Genomic DNA, 25,978 nt, shown 5'->3' with positions numbered 1-25,978 from the left:
CGGCCAGACCCACGCCACCGCCGCCCGAGCCACCGCCCGCGCGACGACCGGCGCCGGCCACGCCCCCGCCGGTTCCGGCGCCCGTGCCGCCGGTGCCCGAACCCCCGGCACCCGCTCCCCCGGCACCCGCCCCGTCGGCCACCCCCGCACCGGGTCCGTCCGCGGCGCCCGTGCACTACCCGCGCTATCGCGCCGCCCCGCCCCGGCCACGGCCGGCGAACGGCACGCTGTCGCCGCTCACCTTCGTCCTGCTCGTCACGGTGCCCGCGGTGGTGGCCGTCGCCGCGCTGCGCGCGCGCTGATCCCTGAAGCCCTGGAGGTACCCCTTGCCGGAATGGCTTGTTCTCACCCTCGCGATGCTGGCCGCCTGTGCCGTGGTGGTCGTCATCACCTTCGTACGCCACCGCGCGGCGCCCGAGGACGAGGACCCCAGTGAGACTCCGGACGTCATCGAGTACATGACGATGTGGATCGGCGTGGTCTACGCCATCGTCCTGGGCCTGGCGATCGCCGGTGTCTGGGAAGGGCGCAGCGCCGCACAGGACCACGTCCAGGCCGAGGCGGCCGCGCTGCACGAGATCTCGGAGCGGGTGAGGGTCTATCCGGCGGAAGAACGCGACCGCATCCGGGACGACATCCGGACGTATGTCAGCCATGTCGTGACCACCGAGTGGGACACGATGGCCGACGAGGGCGCGGTCACCGAGCGCGGCGCCCGGCTCTTCGAGCGGATCCGCCAGGACGTCACCGACTACGAGCCGGTGACGGACTTCGAGGCCCAGGCCTACCAGCCGTTGATGGACCAGGTGACCGCCGCGAGCCAGGCGCGGATCGCCCGGGCGGAGTCGACCGGGGAGACGATGCCGGGCGTGGTGTGGTTCGGGCTGATCGCCGGGGCCGTCGTCACCATCGGGATGATCTTCGCGTTGCAGATCCGCAGAACCACACGCGAGCTGGTGCTGGCCGGGCTGTTCTCGGCGCTGATCGCCTTCCTGCTGTTCCTGATCTGGGACTTCGACTCTCCCTACAGCAGGGGCGTGACAGCCTCGGCCGATCCGTTCCTGAACCTCTTCCCGGGCATCGGGGACTGACGACGCCTCGCACCACACCGTCCGGCCGGGGGGCGCGCGACACGCCGTCGCCGTCCCCCGGCCGCAGGGCGGGTGGTCCCCCGGGCGGCCCACACCCGTGCCCCATTCGCACTACAGCGATCGCGCCGCCCCGCGTGCTTTCTTAGCGTTTCGGGCATCGAGGTGCATTTGTGACGTGAGCGGAACAGGTCCGCGATTGCTCCTCGGGGACCCGGAGGATCCACCATGCGCGCGATATGCCTCGCTTCGGCCGTACTGCTGGGCGCCGGCGCCCTCACCTCCTGCGTGCCCGCCGACGCGGCGATCCGGACCGACTTCGGCTTCAGCGTCGAACCCTCCACCGTCAGGGCCGGGGGCGACGTCACCCTGCGGGTGGTCCGCAACGAGGCCTGCCAGGGCGAGGCGGCGGTCAACTCACCGGTCTTCGACCTGGTCACGATCCCGCCGCAGGAGTCCTGGGCGACGGCCACCGTCGACTGGGACGCCAAGCCCGGTGCCGTGTACGACGTGGAGTTCGAGTGTGACGAGTCGAGCGGCACCGCGCACCTGACGATCGCGGGAGGCCGCCCGACCCACCACCCGACCCATCACCCGACGCGCCACCCCCACAAGGGGGTGCACGCCGGGGAGGGCGGCACCATCGCCGGATTCGACCTCAAGGAGATCGGCCTCGGCGCCGCGCTCATCACCGGGTCGCTCGGTGTCGCCTACCACTTCGCGCGCCGCCGCACCGACGAGGACGCCGGCTGACTCCTCCCGCACCGCAGGTCTTCACCCCGGCTCACCGATGGGGAGAGCCGGGGCGAAGACCGATCACGTGCGAGGTGACGGCGCGTCGAAGAAGCGTGCGGCGAGGGCGTCAGATGTTCCGCTCGGCACGGCGGCGCATCCAGAAGACACCGCCGCCGACCACGGCCGCGGCCACGAGACCGCCGCCGATGGCCACGTCGGTCGGCGTCGCACCGGTGGTGCTGCTGCCGCCGATACCGCCGCGGACACCGCCGATGACGGTGAAGGCCTGCGGCTTGGTCATCCGCCTGCCGTTGCAGTCGACCGTGATGTCGTAGGGCCCCGGTCGGGCGTTGCTGTTGATGATGGCGGTGCCCCGCGCGGTCCCGCTGCCGCCGCCGCTGCCGGCGTCGTTGCCGCCGCCGCCCCGGTTGCCCTCGTTGCCCTTTCCGCCACCGCCACCGCCACCGCCACCGCCGCTGACCGGCGAGAGCTGCGTCGGCGAGAACGCGCTGGACGTCGCCGTGCCGCCGTTGCGGCAGCCGTCGACCGTGATGGTCAGCTGGCCGCCGCGGGCGATCACGCTGGGCAGGGCGGTGATGTTGCTGGGCGTGTCCCACGCGACGGCCGCGGGGGCGGAGAGGCCGAGGGCGGCGACCGCTGCGCCGGCGACCGCCAGGGCACGAGTGTTACGCATGTGAACCTCCGCGGAAGACGCCCCGGGACCCGTCCCCGGTCGATCGGCGAGAAAGCGCCTCCCAGAACGACAGTCAGTTGCCGTGCCCCGAGCCGCATTTCGGGAATGGTCCGTCCTGGTGAGAAAAGGCGGTGGGGGAAAACCGCGCAACCGGATATCACCGCAGGTCACGGACCGTCAGAAATATCTTCGCGGCGGCAACTCGGATGGCGCACCGCATGTCGCCGTACCGCCCCGCGCCTCCCCCGGCCACCCGTTCGCCGCCGCCCCGTCGCCGGTTTCCCGCACGCCACTTAGCGTGTCGCTATGCGCGATGGACACGGCGACGGCCGCGTCGAGAGGGGATGGCGAATGTCTGCGTCCGAGCTGGCCCTGGCGGAAGAGGAGGCCCGGCCCAGGAAGCGCGCCCCATGGGGTGTGATAGCGCTGGTTCTGCTGACCGGCCTCGCGCTCATCCGGAACGGTTCGGGGGAGTTCGACGAGGGCCCGCCGCAGCCGGCGACCGCGGCCGCTGCCGACAGCCGGGTACCGGGCGGTACCTTCGCCGGGACCGTGCGGCCCTTGCCCTACGCCCTCCCGGACCGGGTCCGGATCCCGGCGATCCAGGTCGACGCGCCGATCATCCCCGTCGGGCTGGACGCGGACGGCTGGGTCGGTGCACCGCCGCCGGAGGACCCCAACCTGGCCGGCTGGTTCACCGGTGCCGTCACCCCCGGCGAGAAGGGCACGGCGGTCGTGGTCGGCCATGTCGACAACCAGCAGGGCCCTGCCGTCTTCTACGGGCTCGGGGCCCTGAAGCAGGGACATCGCGTCGAGGTCGCCCGGCAGGACGGAAAGACCGCCGCATTCGAGATCTACGGCGTCGAGGTGTTCGAGAAGGACAACTTCCCCGGTGACCGTGTCTACGCGTCCAAGGGCGCGGCGGAACTGCGGGTCATCACCTGCGGCGGCGGTTTCTCCAAGCAGGACGGATATGCGGGGAACGTCGTCGCCTTCGCCCGCCTGGTCGAGGTGCGCTGAGCGTTCCCGGCCGGGCGGGCGAAAGCCCCACGGTGTCCTTACGCGTAGTGCCGCCGGGGCACCGTGACGTGGTACCCGGAGTCCAGCAGTTCGGGGAGGTAGCGCCGCAGGGCCCGCACACTCTGCGAGCGGTCGCCCCCGGCGTCGTGGGCGAGCACCACGACGCCGGGGGCGGCGCCGCGTTCGACCCGGTTCGCGATGGAACGGGCCCCGGGGGTGGTCCAGTCGAGGGTGTCGACCGTCCAGGCGAGCGGCTCCATGCCCAGTTCGGCGCCGATCTGGAGGGCGGCGCGGTTCCAGGCTCCGTAGGGCGCGCGGAACCACTCGGGGCGCTCCCCGTAGGCGTCCTCGATGACGTCGGAGGTGCGTTCCATCTCCGAGCGGATCTGCCGGCGGGTGAGGCGGGTGAGCAACGGGTGGGACCAGGTGTGGTTCCCCACGACGTGGCCCTCGTCGGCCATCCTGGCCAGCATTCTCCGGCCGCCGGCGACCATCTCGCCGCACACGAAGAACATCGCGCGCACGTCGTACTCGGCCAGGGTGTCCAGGATGTCCGGGGTGTAGCGGGGGTCGGGGCCGTCGTCGAAGGTCAGCACCATGGTGCGGCCCCGGCCGGACACCCGCAGCAACGGTTCGCGGCGCACCAGGGTCCGCCGGGGCGCGGCGCGCGGCGGGCCGTAGCCGGTCAGCGGCTGCAACCGGTACGCGGAGGACTTGACGAGGCGGCGGGTCTGGGGGCCCGCGGCCGGGGCGGAGGAGGTGACGGTCCCGTCCGCGGTGACAGCCGTGACCACTCCGGCCGTGGCGGCCGCCCCCACGGCGCCGGCCCCCGCGATCAACGCCCGGCGCCGGGTGAGCAGCCGGGAGAGCAACTGATCCTTCTTCATGACTCATCAGTCGCCCGGCGGAAGGCCGACGCACGCGAGCAACACCGGTGTGGCGGCACACTTTCACCCGTTCGGCCCACGCAGGTGGGTCAGCGGCGGCGCACCAGGGGGAAGGGCAGGGTCTCGCGGATCGTCAGTCCGGTGAGGAACATGACGAGCCGGTCCACGCCGATACCGAGGCCGCCGGTGGGCGGCATGGCGTATTCGAGGGCGTCGAGGAAGTCCTCGTCGAGCTCCATCGCCTCGGGATCGCCCCCGGCGGCGAGCAGGGACTGGGCGGTCAGCCGGCGGCGCTGCTCGACGGGGTCGGTGAGTTCGGAGTAGGCGGTGCCGAGTTCGGTGCCGAAGGCGACGAGGTCCCAGCGTTCGGCGAGGCGCGGGTCGGTGCGGTGCTGCCGGGTGAGCGGGGAGACGTCGGTGGGGAAGTCCTTGTAGAAGGTGGGCAACCGGGTCTTCTCCTCGACGAGCCGCTCGTACATCTCCAGGACGACGTCGCCGTGGCCGTCGTCGGCGGTGTACGGAACGCCGGCTCGGTCGCACAGGCGCAGCAGCTCCGGCAGTTCCGTGCCGGGGTGGATCTCCTCTCCGAGGGCCTCGCCGATGGCACCGTAGACGGTCTTGACGGGCCACTGGCCGGAGATGTCGTACTCCTTGCCGTCCTTGTGGGCGACGGGGGTGCCGAAGGCGGCGGTCGCGGCGCCCTGGATCAGTTCACGGACCAGGTCGAGCATCACGTCGTAGTCGGCGAAGGCCTGGTAGGCCTCCAGCATCGTGAACTCGGGATTGTGCTTGTAGGAGACGCCCTCGTTGCGGAAGGTGCGCCCCATCTCGAAGACCTTCTCCAGGCCGCCGACGCACAGCCGCTTCAGATACAGCTCGGGAGCGATGCGCAGATACAGGTCGAGGTCGTAGGCGTTGATGTGGGTGGTGAAGGGGCGGGCGTTGGCGCCGCCGTGGATCTGCTGGAGCATCGGGGTCTCGACCTCCAGATAGCCGCGTTCCAGCAGGCCCTGGCGCAGGGCCTGGACGGCGGTGGAGCGGGCGCGGACCACCTGGCGGGCGTCGGGGCTCGCGACCAGGTCGAGGTAGCGGCGGCGGACCTTGGCCTCCGGGTCGGCCAGCCCGCGGCGTTTGTCGGGCAGCGGGCGCAGGCACTTGCCGGTGAGCTGCCAGGAGGTGACGAAGACGGTCGGCTCGCCCTTGTCGCTGACGCCCGCCTCGCCGGTGACGCTGATGTGGTCGCCGATGTCGGTGTCGGCTGTGAAGCGGTCCAGGGCGGGGCCGGAGCGGTCGCGGGTGAGGGCGAGTTGGTGGTCGCCCGACCAGTCGCGCAGGACGACGAAGACGATGCCGCCGAAGTCGCGGAGCAGCATGATCCGGCCGGCGACGGTGACCTGCTCGCCCGGCCGGACCTCGGCGAGGGTGTGGGTGCGGGCCGGGACGGCCACCGGGTAGGGGTCGGTGCCGTCGGCGCGCAGCCGGTCGAGCGTGCGGTGCCGGACGCGGACCTGGTCGGACAGACGGGAGAGGGGGTCGGCGGGCTCGGTCCCGTCCCCTCCGGCGAGGCCGAGCGCCGCCAACGACGGCAGCCCCGCCGTCGTGGCGGGGCGCTGCCCGCCCTTCGGGTGCCCCTTTCCCTTGCCCCACAACGTGCGCATGGACGGTACGGAGACGAAGCCCTCGGCGATGCCGGAGGCGAGACCGACCCGGGCGAGGGAGGCGGCCTCCGCGTAGCAGAGGAACCGGGGGTACCACTCGGGGTGGTACTTGGCGTTGGAGCGGTACAGGGCTTCCAGCTGCCACCACTTGGAGAAGAACAGCAGCAGGCGGCGCCAGAGGCGGAGCACGGGTCCGGCCCCGATGCGGGCGCCCTCTTCGAACACGGAGCGGAACACGGCGAAGTTCAGGGACACCTTGCGCACGCCGAGTTTCGGGGCGGCGGCGCACAGTTCGGCGACCATGAACTCCATGACGCCGTTGGGGGCGGCGCGGTCACGGCGCATCAGGTCCAGGGACACGCCGTCCTTGCCCCAGGGCACGAAGGACTGGATCGCCAGGAGCCGGCCGTCCCGGTCGAGGGCCTCGGCGAGGAGGCAGTCGCCGTCGGCGGGGTCGCCGAGGCGGTCCAGGGCCATGGAGAAGCCGCGTTCGGTCTCGGTGTCGCGCCAGGCGTCGGCCCGTTCGACGAGCCGGCGCATCTCCTCCTCGGAGAGCGTGGAGTGGCGGCGGACCCGGCAGGTGACGCCGCTGCGGCGGATCCGGTTGACGGCCTGGCGGGTGACGCGCATGTCGCGGCCGTCGAGGTCGAAGTCGAGGACGTGCAGGATCGCCTCGTCACCCAGCTGGAGCGCACCGAGCCCGGCGCGGACGAAGGCCCGGGCGCCCTCCTCGGAGGCCCCCACCACCGCCGGGACCCAGGCGTGGCGGCGGGCCACCTCCTGCCAGGCGGCGATCGCGTGCGGCCAGGCCTCCCGGTCGCCCACCGGTCTCCGCCGGCCAGGCACACCCCGGCCTCGACGCGGTAGGTGACGGCCGCCTTGCCGCTGGGTGAGAAGACGACGGCCTTGTCGCGGCGGGTGGCGAAGTAGCCGAGGGAGTCCTGGTCGCCGTAGCGGCCGAGGAGGGCGCGGATGCGGGTCTCCTCGTCGTCGTGCAGGGCCGCTTCCAGCCGCTGGGAGCGGAACAGGGTGGCGGCGGCGTTCAGCAGGGCGAGTGCGCCGAACAGGCCGAGCAGGAAGAACAGGGCGTGCGGCGGGCGGCCGTCGAAGGAGCCGGCGGGCACCAGGCCGCCGCAGACCCGGTTCGCGGCCCAGGCCAGGCGCTCGCCGCTCGGCAGACTGCCCGGGAACGCCTCGACCAGGGCCCAGCCGACCAGGATCGCCAGGACCAGGCCCGCCACCAGGACGGCCAGGGCCCGGCGGACGGCGGCGCGGCGGGAGGCGGCGTAGAACTCCTTGCGGGCGTGGATCAGCAGGACCAGGGCGAGGCCGCACACGATGAAGGACGGGACGGACTCGGCGAACTCGCCGACGGCCATGCCGAGGATGTCGGTCAGGACCAGCAGGCCCAGGTAGACGACGACCAGCCACCAGGCGATCTTCTTGCGGGCGCCGGTCGCGGCGGCGAGCAGGAACAGGAAGACCGCGTAGGCGAGGTTGGCGCTGACCGGAACGAGCAGCAGGTCCAGGAAGCGGACGAGAGGGCGCAGGCCGGTGCGCAGCGGGGGGATCAGCGCCAGCAGGGCGCAGAGCAGTCCGAGGGCCCCGAAGAAGACGGCGAAGCCCTGCGGTACCCGGCTCAGGAAGCCGTGCGCCCGGTGGGGCGGCCGTATCGGTCCTGAGGTGTCCTCGGCCGTCCCGGGGTCCGCGATGACGCTCATGCTTTCGACTCTAGGAACACCCGCGCCTTGTCGCCCGTCGAGCGCTCTCGCCCCGTGCGGCACAGGAACCCCGTGGCTTCGCCCGGCGGCCCGTCCCGCCCGGCAGCCGGACGTGCGGGTTCCGATAGCCTCGCGGCGTGACGGAACAGCACGCCCATCGGTTCGAGCGGGGCACGGACGGGCCCAAGGTGATCGTGGTCGGGGTGGACGGCTCCGACTCCTCCCTGCGGGCCGCGGCCTACGCCGCAGGCCTGGCCCGCCGGCAGCACGCGCTGCTCGCCGTGGTGTACGTGCAGCCGGTGCTGGCCGCGGGCGCGGCGCTGGGGGCGCCGGTGGCGGATACGACGGACGAGATCGCCGAGGACCTGATGGCGCAGATCCGGGAGGCGGCCGAGCGGCTCAAGGGGATGTTCGAGGTCCGCTGGGAGTTCCATACGCTCCGCGGCGATCCCTTCAACGGCCTGGTGACGGCGGCCGACGAACTCAAGGCGGACGCGGTGGTGGTCGGCGCCTCGGAGCAGGCGGGCCACCGCATCGTCGGCTCGGTGGCGGTGCGCCTGGTGAAGGCGGGGCGGTGGCCGGTGACGGTGGTGCCGTAGCGGGTGACGCCCGGGCGGGCCGTGACCGCCCGGGGCCGTGCCGGCGGGCCGCTGGTGCGCGGCCCGCCCTTCGCGAGCCGCCGTCAGGTGTCCGCGGGGCTCCGGCAGCCGGAGCGGGGCTACTCCCCCATCACCAGCCCGTCCCCGGCCGCGCCGCGGCTGAGCACGACGTCACGGATGCGGTCGCGGACGGCCCGGACGTCGGCGCCCTGCGCGATCGCCCGGTTGAGGTTGACGACCCGGCCCGCGTCGACGTCGAACAGCTGAGGGACGAACTCCGCCTTCGTCACCTTCCAGCGCTCGCCGGGCCGTGCGGGCGGGGCGAAGGTGAAGCGGCCCAGGGTGGACTGGTTGCCCCGCGGGTCCTTGGCGCCCTGGTGGTTGGTCATCTCGCCGGCGATCTGGTCCCCCATGCCGTAGATCACCCAGGTGCCGTTGACCTTCTCGTAGGCCTGGGGCACGTGTGCGTGGGTGCCGAGGATCAGGTCGATGTCGGGGCGGTCCCCGGTGCGTGCGGCGGTGAGGGTCCGGGCCAGGGTCAACTGCCGGTCGTCGGGGGCGTCCTGCCACTCGGTGCCCCAGTGCAGGGACACCGCGACGACGTCGGCGCCCGCCCGGCGTGCGGCCCGGGCGTCCTCGACGATCCTGGCCTCGTCGATGAGGCTGACGGCCCACGGCTGCCCGTCCGGGAGGGGGAAGCCGTTGGTGTCGTAGGTGTAGGCGAGATGGGCGACCGTGGCCGTGCCGGCCCGCAGGACCGTCGCCGTGCGTGCCTCCTGCTCGGTGCGGGCCGATCCGGCGTGCCGGACCCCTGCCCGGTCGAGGGCGTCGAGGGTGCGGCGGATGCCCTCGGCGCCGTCGTCCAGGGTGTGGTTGGAGGCGGTGGAGCAGCCGTCGTAGCCGGTGGCGGCGAGGGCCCGGGCCACCTCCGGCGGGGACTTGAAAGTCGGGTAGCCGGTGTAGACGCCGTCCGCGCCGTAGACGGTCTCCATGTGGCACAGGGACACATCGGCGCGGGAGACGACGGAGCGGATCCCGGCCAGCATCGGCCGGAAGTCGTAGCCGGTGCCGCCGGCGTCGAAGCGGGCCCGGTCGATGATCGTGCTGTGCGGGAGGACGTCACCTGAGGCGACGAGTGTGAAGCCGCGGGGCCCGGCGGCGGCCGGTGCCGGGCGACCACGGTCGGGCTTGTCGTGGCCGCGGGCCTGGCAGGCGGCGCCTGCGGCGAGGACGACGGTCAGGGCCAGGGCGATCTGTCGACTGCGCGCGAGCATGCATTCACCCCACTGTGGGCGTTGTGGTCGTATTTACGCACAATCAGGAAAGAAGGCTCTCGGTGCCCCACGCGGCTCCGACACGCTCATCAGCCCGTCCGGCACCCGCATGGCCGGGCACCCCGACCGTTCGTCGAACCGTTCGTCGACGCGATCGACCGTCCGCCGCACAGCGGGGTACGTGCCCTGTGCCGGGGCCACGCCCTGCGGTGGCATACGGCCATGACGGCCGGATCCACTCTCACCGACGGAACGACCGCCGAGCACGAGCTCGCCGCATTGCAGCGGGAGCACGGCCGGCCCCTCTTCGCGTTGCTGCTGCGGCTCTGCGACGGCGACCGGCAGCGCGCGGAGGACCTGGTCCAGGAGACGCTGGTGCGTGCCTGGCAGCACCCCGAGGCCCTGCGCGCCGACGACTTCGACTCCGTACGGCCCTGGCTGATGACCGTCGCGCGACGGCTCGCGATCGACGCCCGGCGGGCCCGCCAGGCCCGTCCGCCCGAGGTCGGGGACGCGGTGCTGGAGAACGCGCGGGTCATCTCCGACCACGCCGAGCGGGCCGCGGCGATGCTCGACGTCCGCCAGGCTGTGAAGACACTCACTCCACAGCACCGTGAAGTCCTGGTGCTCGTGTACTTCCAGGGGGCGAGTGTGGCGGAAGCGGCGGCAACCCTCGGGATCCCGCCCGGTACGGTGAAGTCCCGCGCGTACTACGCGCTGCGCGCCCTGCGCAGGGTGCTACCGGGTTACGCCGCCGACCTGCGGTGAAACCAATGGATGGGTCAAGCCTCCGTAAAGCGCCTTGCCGATGACCCCGGTTGAGTAATCGGCTGTTCTCATCCGTGTTCCGGAGGGGGCCTTCAGCGTCCCCGGGGGCCCGGTGTCGGGCAACGCGCACGTACCGGAGGAAGGCAGGACGGGATGCTGGACAGAGAGCAGGGGAGCACGGACGGCGCCGACGGCGAACTGACCGTTCCCATGGCGTGGTTGTACGCCGAGTACATCGCCGACGAGCTGCTGCGGACGGGCGATCTGATGCCGCCGACGTCCTTCGAGTTCCGCGCCGGGCGGGACGCCCTGGCGCTGACCATCTTCCTGTCCGACACCGACGGGGAGCTGTCCGGCATCCGGGTCGTCACCCAGTTGGAGACGTGGCTGTCGCTGACCGCGTACGACCAGCCGTGGCAGGAGTGGGTACGCGAGCGGCTGACCGAGCTCGCCGCGGGCGCCGCGCGGACGGGTGGCCCCGCACCCGACCTGGACCTCGCGGAGGAGGCCTGGCGCTGGCTTCAGGAGACGGAGCTGCTCGCACCCGATCTGAACGCGGTTCCGGGCGGTGCTCCCGTGGTCGGGGAGGACGACGGGCCGAAGGTCTGGACGCCCGCCTGGCAGCTCGGACTGCCCCTGGGACACCTCGCCATCCACCTTTTTTAGATTTCTGCGGCCCCGGACCAATCCGGGAGCCGGAGGGCTCCGAATCCTTTGGTTGCGATTGTGTCACCGGCTTGAGTGATTCCGCTGCCTGGTCCGTACCGGTGGGAGCAAGGAGTAACCCCACCCGCACCCAACGGCACGAGGATTCGGCATGAGGTCCCTGGAGAGGCATCGCGACGTCGCGGCCTACGCGCTCGGCGTGCTGGACGAGGCGGAGGCCTTCCGCTTCGAGGACCACCTCATGGAGTGCCCTCGGTGCGCTGCAGAGGTGACGGAATTCGGCGCCACCACACGGCAGTTGATGCTGTACCGGCGCTCCACGCCCCGGTTCGTGCACCCGATGGCGCAGCCCGGTCCGCGCATGCTGGACGGGCTGCTGGCCGAGGTGGCGACCCGGCGCCGGACCGGACGCAGGCGTCTGCTGTTCGCCCTGGCTGCCTCGGTGGTCTTCGCGGCGTCCGTACCGGGCATCGCGATGATGGCCCAGGGCAGCAGCGCCGAGGAGCCCCGGACGGTCGCGGCGACCGACGCGCGGACGGGGGTGTGGGCGCAGGTCACGACGGCGGACGAGGCCTCGGGCAGCCAGGTCGAGCTGAAGGTGAAGGACGCCGCGGGGCCGCGCGCCTGCCACCTGGTCATCGTCGGACGCGACGGCACCGAGGAGACCGCGACCAGCTGGCACGGGCCCGGTCACGACGCCGACCCCGACACGATGATGGCCAGCTCCTCCATGCATCCGGGGCAGATCGCCCGCTACGAGATCCGCTCGTCCTCCGGCGAGGTCCTGTGGAGACTCCAGCCGAGCTGACCATCCGTCCGCCCCGGTCGCCGGGCGCTCCCCCCGCCCCGGTGTGAGACTGCTGGACGACGCACCCGGGAGATCACCGGGTGCCCGCGGTCACGGCGGAGGGAGACGAGGTGGCGACGGCAGAGACCGGCGGCGGTCGTCTGGAGGAGTTCCTCGCCGACCCGGAGACCTCGGCGCTGGAACTGCCCGCCGCGGTCGCCCGCTGCACCGCGGCCCTCGGACTCCAGCACTCCGTGGTGTACCTGGCCGACCTCCAGCAGCGCCGGCTCGTGCCGCTCACCGACGTGACCCGGTCCCTGCCCGTCGACGACTCGCTCGCCGGCTGGACCTACCGCACCCAGTCGCTGCGGGTCGAGGAGTCCGAGACGGGCGGCATGACGGCCTGGATCCCCCTGCTGGACGGCGCCGAGCGGCTCGGCGTCCTCGCGGTGCTGTCCCCGTCGCTGACCCCGGGGGTACTGCGCCGCGGCCGGGCCCTCGCCACGCTGCTCGCCATGATGATCACGTCGAAGCGGGCGTACAAGGACTCCTTCGTCCGGCGTACGCGCACCGAGCCGATGCGGCTGCCCGCCGAGATGCTGCGGGCCTTCCTGCCGCCGCGCACGATCGGCACGGCCCACGTGGTGTCCACGGCCGTCCTGGAGCCGGCCTACGAGCTCGGCGGCGACGCCTTCGACCACTCCCTCACGGAGACGGCCCTGCACGCCACGGTCCTCGACGCCATGGGGCACAACCTGGCCTCCGGGCTCACCACGGCCGTGGCGCTGGCCGCGTGCCGCAACGCCCGGCGGACCGGGGCGGACCTGCCCGAGCTGGTCGAGTGCGTCGACGACGCCCTGGCGCACTGGCTCCCCGACCAGTTCTGCACGGGTGTGATGGCCCAGCTGGACCTGGCGTCCGGGGTGCTGCGGTGGAGCAACTGCGGGCACCCCACCCCGCTGCTCATCCGCGACCAGCGGCTGCACACCGACGCCATGCTGCGCGAGCCCGATCCGCCGATGGGGCAGCCGTCCCTGCTCGCCGGGCGGCAGCGGCAGACGCACGAGATCGCGCTGAAGCCCGGCGACCGGGTCCTGATGTACACCGACGGGGTGACCGAGGCCCGGACCGGTGACGGCGCCGAGTTCGGCCTCGAACAGTTCGCCGACTACATCATCCGGGCGATGGCCGCGGGCGAGCTGGCGCCCGAGACGCTGCGGCGGCTCATCCACTCCATCCTCGACTCGCCCACCAGCCGGCTGCGCGACGACGCGACCATCCTGATGTTCGAGTGGACACCGCCACCGCGCTGACGGGGCCCCGTCTCACTTGAGCAGGCGGGACATCCTGCGGTCCGCGAGCGGCTTGCCGCCCGTCTGGCAGGTCGGGCAGTACTGGAGCGAGGAGTCCGCGAAGGACACCTCGCGGATGGTGTCGCCGCACACCGGGCAGGGCTCGCCGGTACGGCCGTGGACGCGCAGTCCGCTCTTCTTCTCGGCCTTCAGCCGCCCGGCCGCCACGCCCCGGGACCGTTCGACCGCCTCGGTGAGCGTGTCGCGCAGGGCCGCGTACAGCCGCCCGGTCTCCTCCTCGCTCAGCGACGCCGCCAGCTTGAACGGCGACATCCTCGCCGCGTGCAGGATCTCGTCGCTGTAGGCGTTGCCCACGCCCGCGATCAGGCTCTGGTCGCGCAACGCGCCCTTGAGCCGGCGCCGTTCCCCGGCCAGGAGCTCCGCGAGGCGCCGCTCGCCGAAGTCGTCCGCGAGCGGATCGGGGCCGAGCCGGGCCACGCCCGGGACCTCCTGCGGGTCGGCCACGACGTACACCGCGAGCCGCTTCTGGGTGCCGGCCTCGGTGAGGTCGAATCCGGCGCCGGTCTCCAAAGCCACGCGCAGCGCGAGGGGGCCCTTGCCGGGGCGGGGCGGGCCGTCGGGGAGACGGTCCTTCCAGTGCAGCCAGCCCGCTCGGGCCAGGTGCGTCACGAGGTGCGGGCCGTCCGCGGTCGCGAGGTCGAGGAACTTGCCGTACCGGCGCACGGCGGTGACCTCGTGGCCCTCCAGCGCGGACAGGGGCGGGTCGTACGTCTTCAGGACGCTGATCGCCACGGGCAGCACCCGCACGATCTCGTGGCCGACGAGGTGCTCGGTCAGGAAGTCCTTGAGCGCCTCGACCTCGGGGAGTTCCGGCATGGGTCCAGAGTGCCACGCCCGGTCAGCCGGGGCCGGTCACCACGAACTCGCACCACACCGCCTTGCCGCCGCCCCGGGCCTCCACGCCCCACACGTCGGTGAGCAGCTCGACCAGGAGCAGGCCCCGTCCGGAGACGCCCGAGTCGCCCGCCTCCCGGCGGCGTGGCAGGGCGCTGGAGGAGTCCTCGACCTCGACCCGCAGCCGGCGCTCCGAGCCGGTGAACGCCCGCAGCGTGACGACCGCGGAGCCCTCGGTGTGCATCAGGGCGTTGGTGATCAGCTCGTCGGCGACCAGTTCGATCTCGTCGGCGCGCTCGCCCGCCCCCCACCCGGTGACCGCGGTGCGGATCATGTGCCGGGCCTCGGAGAGGGCGCCCGGGTCACCGGGGGCCACATGCCGCTGGAGCCGGCGGCCGGACCGCGTGCCGTCCGGGTCGCGGCGGCGCAGCAGGAGCAGCGCCACATCGTCGTCGCCGCCCCGCTCGGCTGCCACGTCGATGAGCCGGTCGGCCAGGTCCCGTACGTCCTCGGGGCCGGTGTCGACGAGCGCGGTGAGGGTGCGCATGCCGTCGTCGAGGTCGGCGCCGGGCTGCTCCACCAGGCCGTCGGTGCACAGCAGCAGGGTGTCGCCCGGGTCGAGCTCTATGGTGCCCACGGGGTAGTCGAGGCGGCCGAACTCGGCGGACAGGCCGAGCGGCAGTCCGCCGGGGACGGTGACACGGCGGCAGGAGCCGTCGGTGTGCCGCACCAGCGGGTCGATGTGCCCGGCCCGGACCATCTGGAGTACGCCGGTGGTCAGGTCGGCCTCGGCGTAGAGGCAGGTCGCGGAGCGGTCGGTGTCGAGTTCGTGCAGGAAGACGGAGGCCCGGGCCATGACGGTGGCCGGGGGGTGTCCCTCGGCGGCGTAGGCGCGCAGCACGATGCGCAGCTGGCCCATGACGGCGGCCGCGTGCGTGTCGTGGCCCTGGACGTCGCCGATGACGGCGCCGACCCGGCCGCCGGGCAGCGGGATCAGGTCGTACCAGTCGCCGCCGATGTCCCGGCCGAAGGAGCCGCCGATGGTGGCGGCGCGGTAGCGCACGGCGACGTCGGCGCCGGGCACGCTCGGGATGGTCCGGGGCAGCATGGCTTGCTGGAGCCCCTGCGCGAGGTCCATCTCCTGCTCGTAGAACATGGCCCGCTGCAGGCTCTGCGCGATGCTGCTGCCGAGGGCGACGAGGATGTTGCGTTCCTCGGACGTGAAGCCGTACCGGTCGCTGTAGAGCAGCCCCACCACGCCGATCGGCCGGGCCTGGACGATGAGCGGCAGGTAGGCGGCCGAGGTGATCTCCAGGTCGGTGATGTGGGGCCACAGGATCGGGTAGCGCTCGGCGAACTCCTGCGGGGACTCGATGAAGCACGGGCCGAGGGTCCGGACGGCCTCGCTCATCGGGTAGGGCTCGTCGATCCGGGTGACGCGGGTGCCGGGCACGAAGCTGTCAGCGGGGCCCTCGGCGACCAGACGGATCCGACCGGCTTCGACCAGGCCCATGACGAGGCTGGCCGCGCCCAGGTGGGTGAGGCCGTGGGTGTCCTTGAGGACGTCGATGACGTCCTGGACGGTGCGGGCGTGGGCGAGGGCGGCCGTGGTGAGTTCGACGACACTGGTCTGCCAGCGGCGGGCCTCGTCCTGGGCGGCCTGGTCGCGGCGGGCGGCGCTCTCGCCGAGTTCCTGGGTGGCGTCCCGGATGATGCCGATGATGCGGCGGGGGCGCCCGGTGTCGTCGCGCCGGATGTAGCCCTGGGTGTGGGTCCAGCGCAGGGTGCCGTCGCGTCGCCGGATGCGGAAGTAGGCGCCGTAGTTCTCGCTGCCGTCCTTGAGTGCCTGGGAGACCGCGGTGTCCAGGCGCCGGGACTCGTCGGGCGGGACGCGCTTGGCGAGGGTCTCGGGATGACCGTCGTACTCGTCGGCGCGCACGTCGAAGACTTCGTGGGCCTGGGCGTCCATCTGCATCAGGCCGGTGTCCAGATCCCAGTCGAAGCTGCCCATCCGGTTGAGCACGAGGATCGGGTCCGGGTGGGCGGGCCAGTCGTCCGGGAGGGACAGGGCGCTCGCTCCCCGATCAGCCATGGGCCCACCTTGCCAGGATTCGTCCGATTCTTCGACCGGATGGATGTGCCGAGTCTACGAGCCGTTCCGCCGGACCGGCCCTCAGTCGGTGAAGACGTTTGTGGAGCTGTCGGGGATGTGTTCGGCGGCCCGGTCGTCGGGGATGAGCCCGGCGCCGTCGGGCGGATCGGGGTGGTCCGGGACGGCGTCGGGTCCCACCGGGTCCGGGCCGCCGGGATCCTCCGGGCCGGCCGGCCGGCCCGGAGGCGGGGCGGTCTCCACACCCGGGGGTACGGGCGTGCCGACGTCCGTGTCCGCGCCGCCGGTGTCGACGGGCGGGTCGGTGTCCGTTTCCGCTTCCGTTTCCGCTTCCGCTTCCGTTTCCGTTTCCGGGAGGCTCGTGTCGGCCGTGGCGTCCCGGGGGGACGGGCTGCGGGTGCCGGGGCCCGGTTCCGGGGTCCGGGACGGCCGCGGTGGGTGGGTGGCCCGGGCCGGCGGGGGCAGGGCCCGGTCGTGACGCACGTCGTGGCCGGTGCGGCGTTCGATCCAGGCCCGGGAGCCGCTGTCGATGATCGTGAAGCCGGTGACGGCCCGCGGGGCGGGGGTCACGACGATCACCTCGCCGGGTCGGTAGCCCGGCCAGGGCGTGCCCGTGGTGACCGGCGTGCCGCGCTGCGCCACCGGAGGGCGGAGCGGGTTGCCGCAGGCGCAGCGCAGGCGCGGCAGGCCGCGGTCGTCGATGAGGACCGCGGTGCCGGCCTGGAGGACGGACTGGTGACGGGTGAGCCGTCCGGCCCGGAAGCCGTGGCCGGTGACGCGGGTGTCGGCGCGCAGGACGACCGGCGTCAGCGCGCGCACGTGATCGGGCACGGACACCGAGGAGATGCCCGCGGCCTCGGCGAAGGCGCGGCCACGGGCGGGGTCGCGGGTCAGCCGGCCGATCTGCCGGCCGATGTCGCAGCTGCCGGTCCGCTCGGTGCCGCCGTACAGGCCGGGCGTTGCCCCGGAGAGGGACCGCGGCCCGCCCGGCGTTCGCCGGGCGGGGGACGGGGTAGCCGCCGTGAGGGCCGTGGAATCCGTGAAGGGGTCGGGTCCCGGATCGGCTGCCGGCTGGAGGAGGAGTTCACCACCGGTGCCGCTGCCCGCGTCGTCGCCCAGGCCGGGAGTGCCGCCGCGACCGGTGGTGCCGTCGCAGCCCGAGAGGAGGAGCACCGCCGAGAGCACGCAGGCCAGGAGGAACGTCCCGGTGGGTGTCCGCACCTCGCCCTCCCGCTCACCTCGGCCCGTTTCCGGCCCCTCGTCACTATTGTTTGCTTCGCTCACTCGGGTTACGCAACCGGAGCGGCGGTACACGGAGCGTGACGGCGGGCTCAGCGCCGCACGAAGAGGAGGAGCACACGGACGTGGAGTGGTTCACCGCATCCGACTACTGGCTGACCCGGCTGGTCTTCCAGAAGGCGCTGGCCGCCGTGTACCTGGTGGCGTTCCTGACGGCGGCCCTCCAGTTCCGTCCGCTGATCGGGCGGCGCGGCATGCTGCCCGTGCCGCGCTTCGTGGCGCGGATGCCGTTCAGGCGGGCGCCGAGCCTGTTCCAGTGGCACTACTCGGACCGCTTCTTCGCGCTCTGCGCCTGGGCGGGCTGCGCGGTGGCGGCGGCGCTGCTGGCCGGGCTGGACTCGCTGCTCCCGCTGTGGGGCGCCATGCTGCTGTGGCTGGTGCCGTGGGTGCTGTACCTGTCGATCGTCAACGTGGGGCAGACCTGGTACTCGTTCGGCTGGGAGTCACTGCTGCTGGAGGTCGGCTTCCTCGCCGTGTTCCTCGGCAACGACGAGGTGGCGCCGCCGGTCGTGGTGCTGTTCCTGCTGCGGTGGATCCTGTTCCGGGTGGAGTTCGGCGCGGGGCTGATCAAGATGCGCGGCGACGCGTGCTGGCGCAAGCTCACCTGCCTGGACCACCATCACGAGACCCAGCCCATGCCGGGTCCGCTGAGCTGGTTCTTCCACCATCTGCCCCGGCCCCTGCACCGCGTCGAGGTGGCCGCGAACCACGTCACCCAGCTCGTGGTGCCGTTCCTGCTGTTCACCCCGCAGCCCGTCGCGACGGCCGCGGCGTCACTGATGATCGTCACCCAGCTGTGGCTGGTACTGTCGGGCAACTTCTCCTGGCTGAACTGGATCACCATCGTGCTGGCGCTGGCGGCGGTGCGCTTCCCGGTCGACCCGCCCGAGGCCGCCGAAGCGCCCCTGTGGTTCGGGGTGGTGGTCCTCGCGGTGGCCGCGCTGCTGGTGGGCCTCAGCTACCGGCCGGTGCGCAACATGCTGTCCCGCCGCCAGGTCATGAACCGCTCCTTCGACCCGCTCCACCTGGTCAACACCTACGGGGCGTTCGGCAGCGTGAGCCGGGTGCGCTACGAGGTGGTGGTGGAGGGCACCAGCGATGACGTACCGCGTGCGGACTCGGACTGGCGGGAGTACGCGTTCAAGGGCAAGCCGGGCGATCCCCGGCGCTGGCCCCGCCAGTTCGCGCCCTATCACCTGCGGCTCGACTGGCTGATGTGGTTCGCGGCCCTCTCCCCCGCCTACGCAGACGCCTGGTTCGGCACGCTGGTGGAGCGGCTCCTGGAGAACGACCGGGACACCTTGAAGCTGCTGCGCCGCTCGCCCTTCCCGAAGGACCAGCCCCCGCGGTACGTGCGCGCCCGCCTGTTCCGGTACCGCTACACGACGTGGCGCGAGCTGCGGGAGACGGGCGCGTGCTGGGAGCGGACCTTCGTGCGGGAGTACCTGCCGCCGACCCGTCTCGCGGGACCGGTTCACAGACCGTAGACGCGGGAGGCGGTGGTCCCGAAGATCTGCGGGTGATCGTGCGGGCCGGTCAGCAGGCGCGTGGCGTCGAGGATGTCTCCGTAGGCCGCCGCAAGGGTGGACACCGGCCAGTCCGAGCCGTACATCAGCCTGCCGGGCCCGAAGGCCTCCAGAGCCACGTCGGCGTAGGGGCGCAGGTCCTCGACGGTCCAGGAGGCGAGGTCGGCCTCGGTGACCAGGCCGGACAGCTTGGCGGCCGTGTTCGGCAGCGCGGCCAGGGCGCGCAGGCCGGACGCCCAGGGTTCGAGGGCGCCGGAGGCGATGGGCGGTTTGCCCAGGTGGTCGAGGACGAAGGTGAGGCCGGGCAGGTCGGCTGCCGCCCGGACGCAGGCCGGGAGCTGGTGGGGCAGGACGACGAGGTCGTAGACCAGTCCGGCGTCGGCGACCGCGGCCAGTCCGCGCCGGACGTCCGGGCGCAGCAGCCACGCGGGGTCGGACTCGCCCTGGACCTGGTGGCGGATGCCCTTGAGGTACCGCCCGCCCGGCAGTTCACGCAGCCGGGCGAGTTCGTCGGCGACGTCGGGGCGGGTGAGGTCGGTCCAGCCGACGACGCCCGCGATCAGGTCGTGCCCGTCGGCCAGGGCGAGGAACTCCGGGGTCTCCTCGGCAACGGTGACGGTCTGGACGAGGACCGTGCGGTCCACTCCGGCCGCTCCGGCCTCGGATGCGAAGTCCTGCACCGTGAAGTCGCGGCGCAGCGGGGCGAGTTCGGGGCCGGTGATCCAGTCCTGGTCCCGTACGGACAGGTCCCACACGTGGTGGTGGGCGTCGACCACGGTCATGACGGCAGCTCCCAGACGACGGGCAGGCCGGCATGCGCGCCGTCGCCGGAGTAGTCGTGCACGACCTCCAGCAGTTCGGCCATACGGGCCTGCCAGGCGACGTTGACCGGCAGCTTCTCCAGTTCGGCGAGGAGGCGGGCGTAGTCCTCGCACTCCAGGAGGTGGAACAGGTCCGTTCCGCTGCGCCAGATCGTCCAGGAGGTGGCGCCTGCGGCGCGGATGGCGTCGGTGAGTTCCTCCGGGACCTCCCGGTGGGCGGCCTCGTACTCCGCGACGCGGTCGGCGCGGACCTTGGTGTGCAGGGCGACTCTCATGACGGCTCCTCGGCCGGAATCGGTGCGTCGGCGGGCAGCAGGCCCCTGTCGCGCAGGTCCTGCCAGAACCCGGCCGGTACCCGGGCTGCGAACTGGTGGGCGCAGTCGCGCACTTCGTGAGCGGAGCGGGCGCCGACGAGGACGCTGGCGACGGCCGGGTGGGCCGCGCAGAAGGCCAGGGCGGCGCCGCGCAGCGTGGTGCCGTGGCGGTGGGCGACGGACTTCAGCCGCAGGGCCCTCTCCACCAGCTCGGAGGGGGCGGCGGTGTAGTTGTAGGTGGCGCCGGGTCTGGGGTTCGCCAGCAGGCCGGAGTTGAAGGCGCCGCCGATGACGACGGAGATGCCGCGCTCCTGGGCCGCGGGCAGCAGGCCGGTGAGAGCGCTCTGGTCCAGCAGGGTGTAGCGGCCGGCGCACAGCACCACGTCGACGTCGGTGTCCCGGACGAAGCGGGTGAGCATCTCCGCCTGGTTCATCCCCGCGCCGATCGCGCCGACCACGCCCTCGGAGCGGAGCTTCTCCAGGGCCGGATAGCCCTCCCGGAAGGCCTCTTCGGCATGGTCGTCCGGGTCGTGGAGGTAGACGACGTCGACCCGGTCGAGGCCGAGGCGTGCCAGGCTGGCCTCCAGAGTGCGGCGTACGCCGTCGGCGCTGAAGTCCCACACGCGGCGGTGGGTCGCGGGCACGGCGAAGCCGCCGGCCGGGTCGTCGCCGGTGCCGTCCGAGGGCTCCAGGCGGCGGCCCACCTTGGTGGAGATCGTGTACCGGTCGCGGGGGCGCTCGCGCAGGGCGGTGCCCAGACGTCGTTCGGACAGACCGAGGCCGTAGTGCGGTGCGGTGTCGAAGTAGCGGATGCCCCGCTGCCAGGCGGCGTCCACGGCTTCGTGCGCCTGCTCCTCGCCGACCTCCGTGTACAGGTTGCCGATGGCGGCGGCGCCGAAGGACAGGGCACTGACCTCGACGCCGCTGCGGCCGAGCCGGTTCACCGGGCCTCCGGGCGCAGCCGCAGGCCCTGCATGCCGCCGTCGACGGCGAGGGCGGTGCCGGTGGTGGCGCCGGACAGGGGGCTCGCCAGGTAGGCGATCGCGCCCGCGACCTCGGCCGCGGAGACCAGCCGGCCGGTGGGCTGGCGGGCCTCCAGGGCGGCCCGTTCGGCGGCCGGATCGGGCGCGGCGTCGAGGAGCCGGCCGACCCACGGGGTGTCGACGGTGCCCGGGTTGACGCAGTTGACGCGAATGCCCTCGCGGACGTGGTCGGCGGCCATGGCGAGGGTGAGGGAGTACACAGCGCCCTTGGTCGCGCTGTACAGGGCGCGCTGCGGCAGGCCCGCGGTGGCGGCGATGGAGCAGGTGTTGACGATCGCCGCGTGTCCGGAGGCGCGCAGGTGGGGCAGACAGGCGCGGGTGGTGCGCACCATGCCGAGCACGTTGACGTCGTAGACGCGGTGCCACTCGTCGTCGGCGTTGTCCTCGACGGTCCCCCGGGCGCCGATGCCCGCGTTGTTCACGAGGACGTCGAGGGTGCCGCCGAGGCCGGCGACCGCGGCCGTGACGGCCTGGCGCACGGACGCGTCGTCGGTGACGTCCGCGCGGTGGGCGAGCAGCGGCTTGCCGACGGTCGACGGGTCCAGGTCGAGCACGGCGACCTGGGCGCCGCGCTCGGCGAGGAGCTCGGCTGTGGCCCGGCCGATGCCGGAGGCGCCGCCCGTCACCAGGGCTGTCAGACCCTCGAAGTCGCTCATTCGGCCTGCTCCCTCTTCGTGTCGTCGAGGTCGGCGGCCCAGTAAGCGCCGCCCGGGTAGGTGTACCGCGCCAGCGACTCGGGCCGCATGGCGGCCGAGAAGCCCGGCGCGGTGGGTGCCGTGTAGTGACCTTCGCGGATCACCACGGGGTCGAGGAAGTGGTCGTGCAGGTGGTCGACGTATTCGATGACGCGGTCGTCGGTGGTGCCGGTGAGGGCCACGTAGTCGAACATCGACAGGTGCTGGACGAGTTCGCACAGGCCGACGCCGCCCGCGTGCGGGCAGACCGGTACGCCGGACTTGGCCGCGAGCAGCAGGACGGCGAGGTTCTCGGGGACGCCGCCGACGCGGGCCGCGTCGATCTGGACGACGTCGAGCGCGCCGGCCTGGAGGAGCTGTTTGAAGACGATCCGGTTCTGCACGTGTTCGCCCGTGGCGACCTTCACGGGGGCGACGGCCCGGCGGATCGCCGCGTGGCCGAGGACGTCGTCGGGGCTGGTGGGCTCCTCGATCCAGTACGGGTCGAACTCGGCGAGGGCCTTGGTCCAGCGGATCGCCTCGTCGACGTCCCAGCGCTGGTTGGCGTCGACGGCCATCCGGACGTCCGGCCCGATGACCGAACGCGCCACGCGGCAGCGGCGGATGTCGTCGTCGAGGTCGGCGCCGACCTTGAGTTTGATCTGCCGGAAGCCGTCGGCGACGGCCTGGGACGCGAGCCGGGTCAGTTTGGCGTCGTCGTAGCCGAGCCAGCCGGGCGAGGTGGTGTAGGCGGGGTAGCCGCGCTCCAGCAGGCGGGCCGTGCGCTCCTGCGCGCCCTGCCGGCCCCGGCGCAGGAGGGTCAGGGCCTCCTCGGGGGTGAGGGCGTCGGTGAGGTAGCGGAAGTCGATCTGGCGGACGATCCATTCGGGGTCCGCCTCGGCGAGCAGCCGCCACAGCGGACGACCGGCGCGCTTGGCTGCCAGGTCCCACACGGCGTTGACGACGGCTCCGATCGCCATGTGCATCACGCCCTTCTCGGGTCCGAGCCAGCGCAGCTGGCTGTCGCCGATCAGGTCGCGGTTGAGGGTGGAGGGGTCGGCGCACAGTTCGTCGAGGTCCCGGCCGACCAGGTGCCCGCTCAGTGCCTCGATCGCGGCGACCTGCACCTCGTTGCCCCGCCCGATGGTGAAGGCGAATCCGTGCCCCTCGTGCCCGTCGGGCGCGTCCGTGCGCAGGACGACGTAGGCCGCCGAGTAGTCGGGGTCCGGGTTCATCGCGTCGGAGCCGTCGAGCTCGCGTGAGGTGGGGAAGCGGACGTCGTGGGTGTCGACCGCGGTGATGCGGGCGGGCGTCGGGGACACGGAGGGCCTTTCGGTCGGGTGCGGGGAGGCGGGGAGTCAGTCCTGGGCACGGCCCGTGGTGACCCGGGCGATCATGAGGGCGACCAGGATGATCCCGCCGTAGATGGCCTGGATCCAGAACGACGGCACCTGCGCGAGGGTGAGCAGGTTCTGTACGACACCCAGAAGGAGTACGCCGGTGAGGGCGCCGAACATGGTGCCCTTGCCGCCGTCGAGGGCGATGCCGCCGATCACCGCGGCCGCGAACACCGTGAAGATCATGTTCTGGCCCTGGTTGGCGCTGATCGCTCCGACGTAGCCCGTCTGCATGATGCCGCCGACCGCGGCGAGAACGCCCGCGACGACGAACACGCCGAGCATGACGCGCTCCACGCGGATGCCCGCCGCCCGGGCCGCGTCCGCGTTGCCGCCGATGGCGTACAGGGCGCGTCCGACCCGGTGGTACTTCAGGACGAGACCGGCGACCGCGAAGGCGATCGCGGCGAGCCACACCGACAGCGGCACGGTGAGGAAGGTGGTGGTGGCCAGCGCGTAGAAGCCGTCGGGCATGCCGAAGAGCGTCTTGCCCTTGGTCGCCCCGACCAGCAGGCCGCGCAGCACGATCAGCATCGCCAGCGTCACGATGAACGCGTTGAGTTTGAACTTCACCACCAGGACGCCGTTGAAGGCGCCGACGGCCGCGCCCGCGACCAGCACCGCGAGCAGGGCGAGGGCGGCGGGGAGTCCGGTACCCCAGCCGGACTGGGCGGCGGGCAGCACGAGCAGCGCCCCGACGGCGGGCGCGATACCGACGACCGATTCCAGGGACAGGTCGAACTTGCCGGTGATGAGGACGAGCGACTCGGCGAGCACGACCATCGCGAGGGCGGCGGAGGCGCCGAGGATCGAGATCAGGTTGCGCTCGGTGAGGAACGAGTCGTTGACGATCGTGCCGAGCACCATGAGCAGCAACAGGGCCGGTACGAGGGCCAGTTCGCGCGCCCTGCGCAACAGCACCGTCCGCGCCTGCCCGGTGCCGGTCACGAGCACCGGCTTCACCGGCGGGGCCTTGGTGTCAGCCATGGTCCACTCCTTCGATGGAGGCGATGAGCTCGTGGTCGCGCCAGCCCGCCCGGTGTTCGGCGACGACACGGCCGTGGAAGAGCACGAGGACCCGGTCGCAGCGCCTGAGGTCGTCGAGTTCGTCGGAGACGACGAGCACGGCGGTGCCGTCCTCGCGGGCGCTGTCGACGCGGGCGAGCAGGGACTCCTTGGACTTCACGTCGACGCCCGCGGTGGGGTTGACCAGGATCAGGAGCCGTGGGTCGGAGGCGAGGGCCCTGGCCATGACGACCTTCTGCGCGTTGCCGCCCGACAGGTCCGAGACGGGCTGCTCGGGGCCCTCCGCGTGGATGTCGAGCCGTTCGATCAGCCCGGTGGCGACACCGCGTCTGCGTTCGGTGCCGACGAACCCGAAGCGGCCGAGCCGTTCCAGGACGCTGAGGGTGGCGTTGTCGCCGATGGACATGCCGAAGACCAGGCCCTGTTGGTGCCGGTCGCGGGGCACGAGGCCGATCCCCGCTTCGAGGGCTCCGCGGACGTCGCCGAACGGGAGCGGAGCTCCGTCCAGCCGGGCCGTCCCGCCGGTGGGCGTGTGCAGCCCGGCCAGCGTCTCGGCCAGCTCGGTCTTGCCGCTGGCGCTGGACCCGGCGAGTCCGACGACCTCCCCGCGACGGACGGTGAGGTCGATGTTCTCGTAGGCGGCCGAACGCAGGCCGCGGACGTCGAGGAGCACGGGACCCGCGGCGTCGACGGCCCGCTGCCGCTCGGCCGTCTCGGCGACCGTCTCCCCCGCCATGGCCTCCACCAGCGCCTGGCGCGGGAGGTCGGCGACCGGCGCGGTGGTGATCCAGCGGGCGTCGCGCAGGACGGTGACGGTCTGGCAGACCTCGTACACCTCCTGGAGGTGGTGGGAGATGAACAGGAAGGTGACGCCCGAGTCCTGGAGGGCCCGCATGCGGGTGAAGAGGCGTTCTATCTCGCGGTTGTCGAGCTGGGCGGTGGGTTCGTCCAGGACGATGAAGCGGGCGCCGAAGCTCAGCGCCCGGGCGATCTCCACCATCTGCCGGTCCTCGACCTTGAGGTCGGCCGTGCGGATCCCGGGGTCGACGCGCACGTCCCAGGTGTCGAGGAGGGTGGCCGCCTCGGACTTCAGGCGGCGCCAGCTGATGAAACCCCGGTGCAGCGGCTGCCGGTTGATGAACAGGTTCTCGGCGACGGTCAGTTCGGGGACGACCGTCGGGTGCTGGTAGACGCAGGCGACCTTGCGGCGCCAGGCGTCCCGGTCGGTGAGCGGGGGCGCGGGCTCGCCGTCGAAGCGGACGGTGCCCTCGTCGGGTGCCTGGAGGCCGGTGAGGATGCGGACCAGGGTCGACTTGCCGGCTCCGTTGCGGCCGACGAGGGCGTGGGACTCGCCCGGCAGGACGGTGAGCCGTCCGTCGGCGAGAGCGGTGGTGGGGCCGTAGCGTTTGACGATGCCCCGTGCCTCGGCAAGTGGGGTGCTCATTGGACCGTGTTGCCCCACAGCTTCGGGTCGTCGACGTTGTCCTTGGTGACCAGCGGGGCGGGCAGCTGGTCCTCCAGGATGCCGCTGGGCAGCTTGACGATGGTCGAGTCGTGGTCGGTCGGGCCCGGCTTGAACCGCTTCCCCTGCATCGCCGCCTTGATGTAGTACATGCCGTACTTGGCGTAGGCGTCGGCGGGCTGGGAGACGGTCGCGTCGATCT

Annotated in this window: 22 protein-coding genes and 3 pseudogenes; 10 read left to right on the top strand and 15 right to left on the bottom strand. The window is 72.7% G+C overall.

The window, feature by feature from the left end; translation table 11 throughout:
- The 3 genes and pseudogenes from GTY56_RS40220 to GTY56_RS38315 all read left to right on the top strand — a co-directional run.
- Positions 1-302: pseudogene (locus GTY56_RS40220) on the top strand (hypothetical protein); the annotation flags it as partial.
- A gap of 54 nt (positions 303-356) precedes the next feature.
- Positions 357-1,091 (top strand): bestrophin-like domain, encoded by a 735-nt coding sequence (locus GTY56_RS38320; RefSeq protein WP_161369870.1) that lies wholly within the window; start codon positions 357-359, stop codon positions 1,089-1,091.
- 225 nt (positions 1,092-1,316) lie between these two features.
- Entirely contained in the window at positions 1,317-1,841 is a 525-nt protein-coding gene (locus GTY56_RS38315; RefSeq protein WP_161369869.1) for a hypothetical protein, read from the top strand.
- Between the two features lie 109 nt (positions 1,842-1,950).
- On the opposite strand, the gene GTY56_RS38310 is transcribed toward GTY56_RS38315, so the two are convergent.
- On the bottom strand, positions 1,951-2,517 hold the full coding sequence (locus tag GTY56_RS38310) for a hypothetical protein (RefSeq protein ID WP_161369868.1): 567 nt from the start codon (positions 2,515-2,517) through the stop codon (positions 1,951-1,953).
- 351 nt (positions 2,518-2,868) lie between these two features.
- Here GTY56_RS38310 and GTY56_RS38305 point away from each other — a divergent pair, with 351 nt between their 5' ends.
- A complete protein-coding gene (locus GTY56_RS38305; RefSeq protein WP_161369867.1) occupies positions 2,869-3,537 on the top strand; it encodes a class F sortase in 669 nt (222 codons plus the stop codon).
- Positions 3,538-3,575: 38 nt separating this feature from the next.
- Here the strand turns inward: GTY56_RS38305 and GTY56_RS38300 are convergent, their stop codons facing one another.
- Complete coding sequence (locus tag GTY56_RS38300) at positions 3,576-4,424, bottom strand: polysaccharide deacetylase family protein (protein WP_161369866.1); 849 nt, start codon at positions 4,422-4,424, stop codon at positions 3,576-3,578.
- A gap of 89 nt (positions 4,425-4,513) precedes the next feature.
- Positions 4,514-7,803 (bottom strand): annotated as a pseudogene (lysX, locus tag GTY56_RS38295) (bifunctional lysylphosphatidylglycerol synthetase/lysine--tRNA ligase LysX).
- 137 nt (positions 7,804-7,940) lie between these two features.
- On the opposite strand from lysX, the gene GTY56_RS38290 reads away from it, so the two are divergent.
- Positions 7,941-8,402 carry a universal stress protein gene (locus GTY56_RS38290; protein WP_161369865.1) on the top strand — a complete coding sequence of 154 codons (462 nt, stop codon included), beginning with the start codon at positions 7,941-7,943 and terminating at the stop codon, positions 8,400-8,402.
- Between the two features lie 119 nt (positions 8,403-8,521).
- Here GTY56_RS38290 and GTY56_RS38285 read toward each other — a convergent pair whose 3' ends face one another.
- A complete protein-coding gene (locus GTY56_RS38285) occupies positions 8,522-9,676 on the bottom strand; it encodes a CapA family protein (protein WP_161369864.1) in 1,155 nt (384 codons plus the stop codon).
- A gap of 222 nt (positions 9,677-9,898) precedes the next feature.
- Between GTY56_RS38285 and GTY56_RS38280 the strand changes: the two genes are divergently transcribed.
- From GTY56_RS38280 to GTY56_RS38265, 4 genes are all read left to right on the top strand, one after another.
- The gene (locus GTY56_RS38280; protein WP_161369863.1) at positions 9,899-10,444 is read left to right on the top strand and encodes a sigma-70 family RNA polymerase sigma factor; all 546 of its coding nucleotides are present in this window, start codon (positions 9,899-9,901) and stop codon (positions 10,442-10,444) included.
- Positions 10,445-10,597: 153 nt separating this feature from the next.
- Positions 10,598-11,110, top strand: a complete 513-nt coding sequence (locus GTY56_RS38275; protein WP_161369862.1) for a hypothetical protein — start codon at positions 10,598-10,600, stop codon at positions 11,108-11,110.
- Between the two features lie 151 nt (positions 11,111-11,261).
- Positions 11,262-11,918, top strand: a complete 657-nt coding sequence (locus GTY56_RS38270) for a zf-HC2 domain-containing protein (protein ID WP_161369861.1) — start codon at positions 11,262-11,264, stop codon at positions 11,916-11,918.
- Between the two features lie 110 nt (positions 11,919-12,028).
- Entirely contained in the window at positions 12,029-13,210 is a 1,182-nt protein-coding gene (locus GTY56_RS38265; RefSeq protein ID WP_161369860.1) for a SpoIIE family protein phosphatase, read from the top strand.
- 12 nt (positions 13,211-13,222) lie between these two features.
- On the opposite strand, the gene GTY56_RS38260 is transcribed toward GTY56_RS38265, so the two are convergent.
- The 3 genes from GTY56_RS38260 to GTY56_RS38250 form a co-directional block, all read right to left on the bottom strand.
- A complete protein-coding gene (locus GTY56_RS38260; RefSeq protein ID WP_161369859.1) occupies positions 13,223-14,086 on the bottom strand; it encodes an Fpg/Nei family DNA glycosylase in 864 nt (287 codons plus the stop codon).
- A 22-nt stretch (positions 14,087-14,108) separates the two neighbouring features.
- On the bottom strand, positions 14,109-16,196 hold the full coding sequence (locus tag GTY56_RS38255) for a SpoIIE family protein phosphatase (protein ID WP_161369858.1): 2,088 nt from the start codon (positions 16,194-16,196) through the stop codon (positions 14,109-14,111).
- A gap of 81 nt (positions 16,197-16,277) precedes the next feature.
- A complete protein-coding gene (locus tag GTY56_RS38250) occupies positions 16,278-17,435 on the bottom strand; it encodes a DUF6777 domain-containing protein (protein ID WP_161369857.1) in 1,158 nt (385 codons plus the stop codon).
- 143 nt (positions 17,436-17,578) lie between these two features.
- Here GTY56_RS38250 and GTY56_RS38245 point away from each other — a divergent pair, with 143 nt between their 5' ends.
- Positions 17,579-19,000: a lipase maturation factor family protein gene (locus GTY56_RS38245; RefSeq protein WP_161369856.1), complete on the top strand. Its 1,422-nt coding sequence runs from the start codon at positions 17,579-17,581 to the stop codon at positions 18,998-19,000.
- Here GTY56_RS38245 and GTY56_RS38240 read toward each other — a convergent pair.
- The 8 genes and pseudogenes from GTY56_RS38240 to GTY56_RS38205 form a co-directional block, all read right to left on the bottom strand.
- Complete coding sequence (locus tag GTY56_RS38240; protein WP_161369855.1) at positions 18,988-19,821, bottom strand: amidohydrolase family protein; 834 nt, start codon at positions 19,819-19,821, stop codon at positions 18,988-18,990. The two genes, GTY56_RS38245 and GTY56_RS38240, sit on opposite strands and share 13 nt — an antisense overlap.
- Positions 19,818-20,135, bottom strand: coding sequence for an L-rhamnose mutarotase (locus GTY56_RS38235; RefSeq protein WP_161369854.1), 318 nt, complete (start codon positions 20,133-20,135; stop codon positions 19,818-19,820). The genes GTY56_RS38240 and GTY56_RS38235 overlap by 4 nt, the downstream gene beginning before the upstream one ends.
- Positions 20,132-21,118, bottom strand: coding sequence for an aldo/keto reductase (locus GTY56_RS38230; protein ID WP_161369853.1), 987 nt, complete (start codon positions 21,116-21,118; stop codon positions 20,132-20,134). The genes GTY56_RS38235 and GTY56_RS38230 overlap by 4 nt, the downstream gene beginning before the upstream one ends.
- On the bottom strand, positions 21,115-21,873 hold the full coding sequence (locus tag GTY56_RS38225) for an SDR family NAD(P)-dependent oxidoreductase (RefSeq protein WP_161369852.1): 759 nt from the start codon (positions 21,871-21,873) through the stop codon (positions 21,115-21,117). Before GTY56_RS38225 ends, GTY56_RS38230 begins: the two co-directional genes overlap by 4 nt.
- A complete protein-coding gene (locus GTY56_RS38220; RefSeq protein WP_161369851.1) occupies positions 21,870-23,213 on the bottom strand; it encodes an enolase C-terminal domain-like protein in 1,344 nt (447 codons plus the stop codon). The genes GTY56_RS38225 and GTY56_RS38220 overlap by 4 nt, the downstream gene beginning before the upstream one ends.
- 36 nt (positions 23,214-23,249) lie before the next feature.
- Positions 23,250-24,275: an ABC transporter permease gene (locus GTY56_RS38215; protein ID WP_161369850.1), complete on the bottom strand. Its 1,026-nt coding sequence runs from the start codon at positions 24,273-24,275 to the stop codon at positions 23,250-23,252.
- On the bottom strand, positions 24,268-25,758 hold the full coding sequence (locus tag GTY56_RS38210; protein ID WP_161369849.1) for a sugar ABC transporter ATP-binding protein: 1,491 nt from the start codon (positions 25,756-25,758) through the stop codon (positions 24,268-24,270). The genes GTY56_RS38215 and GTY56_RS38210 overlap by 8 nt, the downstream gene beginning before the upstream one ends.
- Positions 25,755-25,978: pseudogene (locus tag GTY56_RS38205) on the bottom strand (sugar ABC transporter substrate-binding protein); the annotation flags it as partial. The pseudogene GTY56_RS38205 and the gene GTY56_RS38210, both read right to left, overlap by 4 nt.

The sequence above is a fragment of the Streptomyces sp. SID5643 genome (genome assembly GCF_009872555.1).
Lineage (GTDB): Bacteria > Actinomycetota > Actinomycetes > Streptomycetales > Streptomycetaceae > Streptomyces > Streptomyces iakyrus.
Note: the sequence above shows the minus strand (reverse complement) of the source record. Positions and strands in the feature narration are given on the sequence as shown.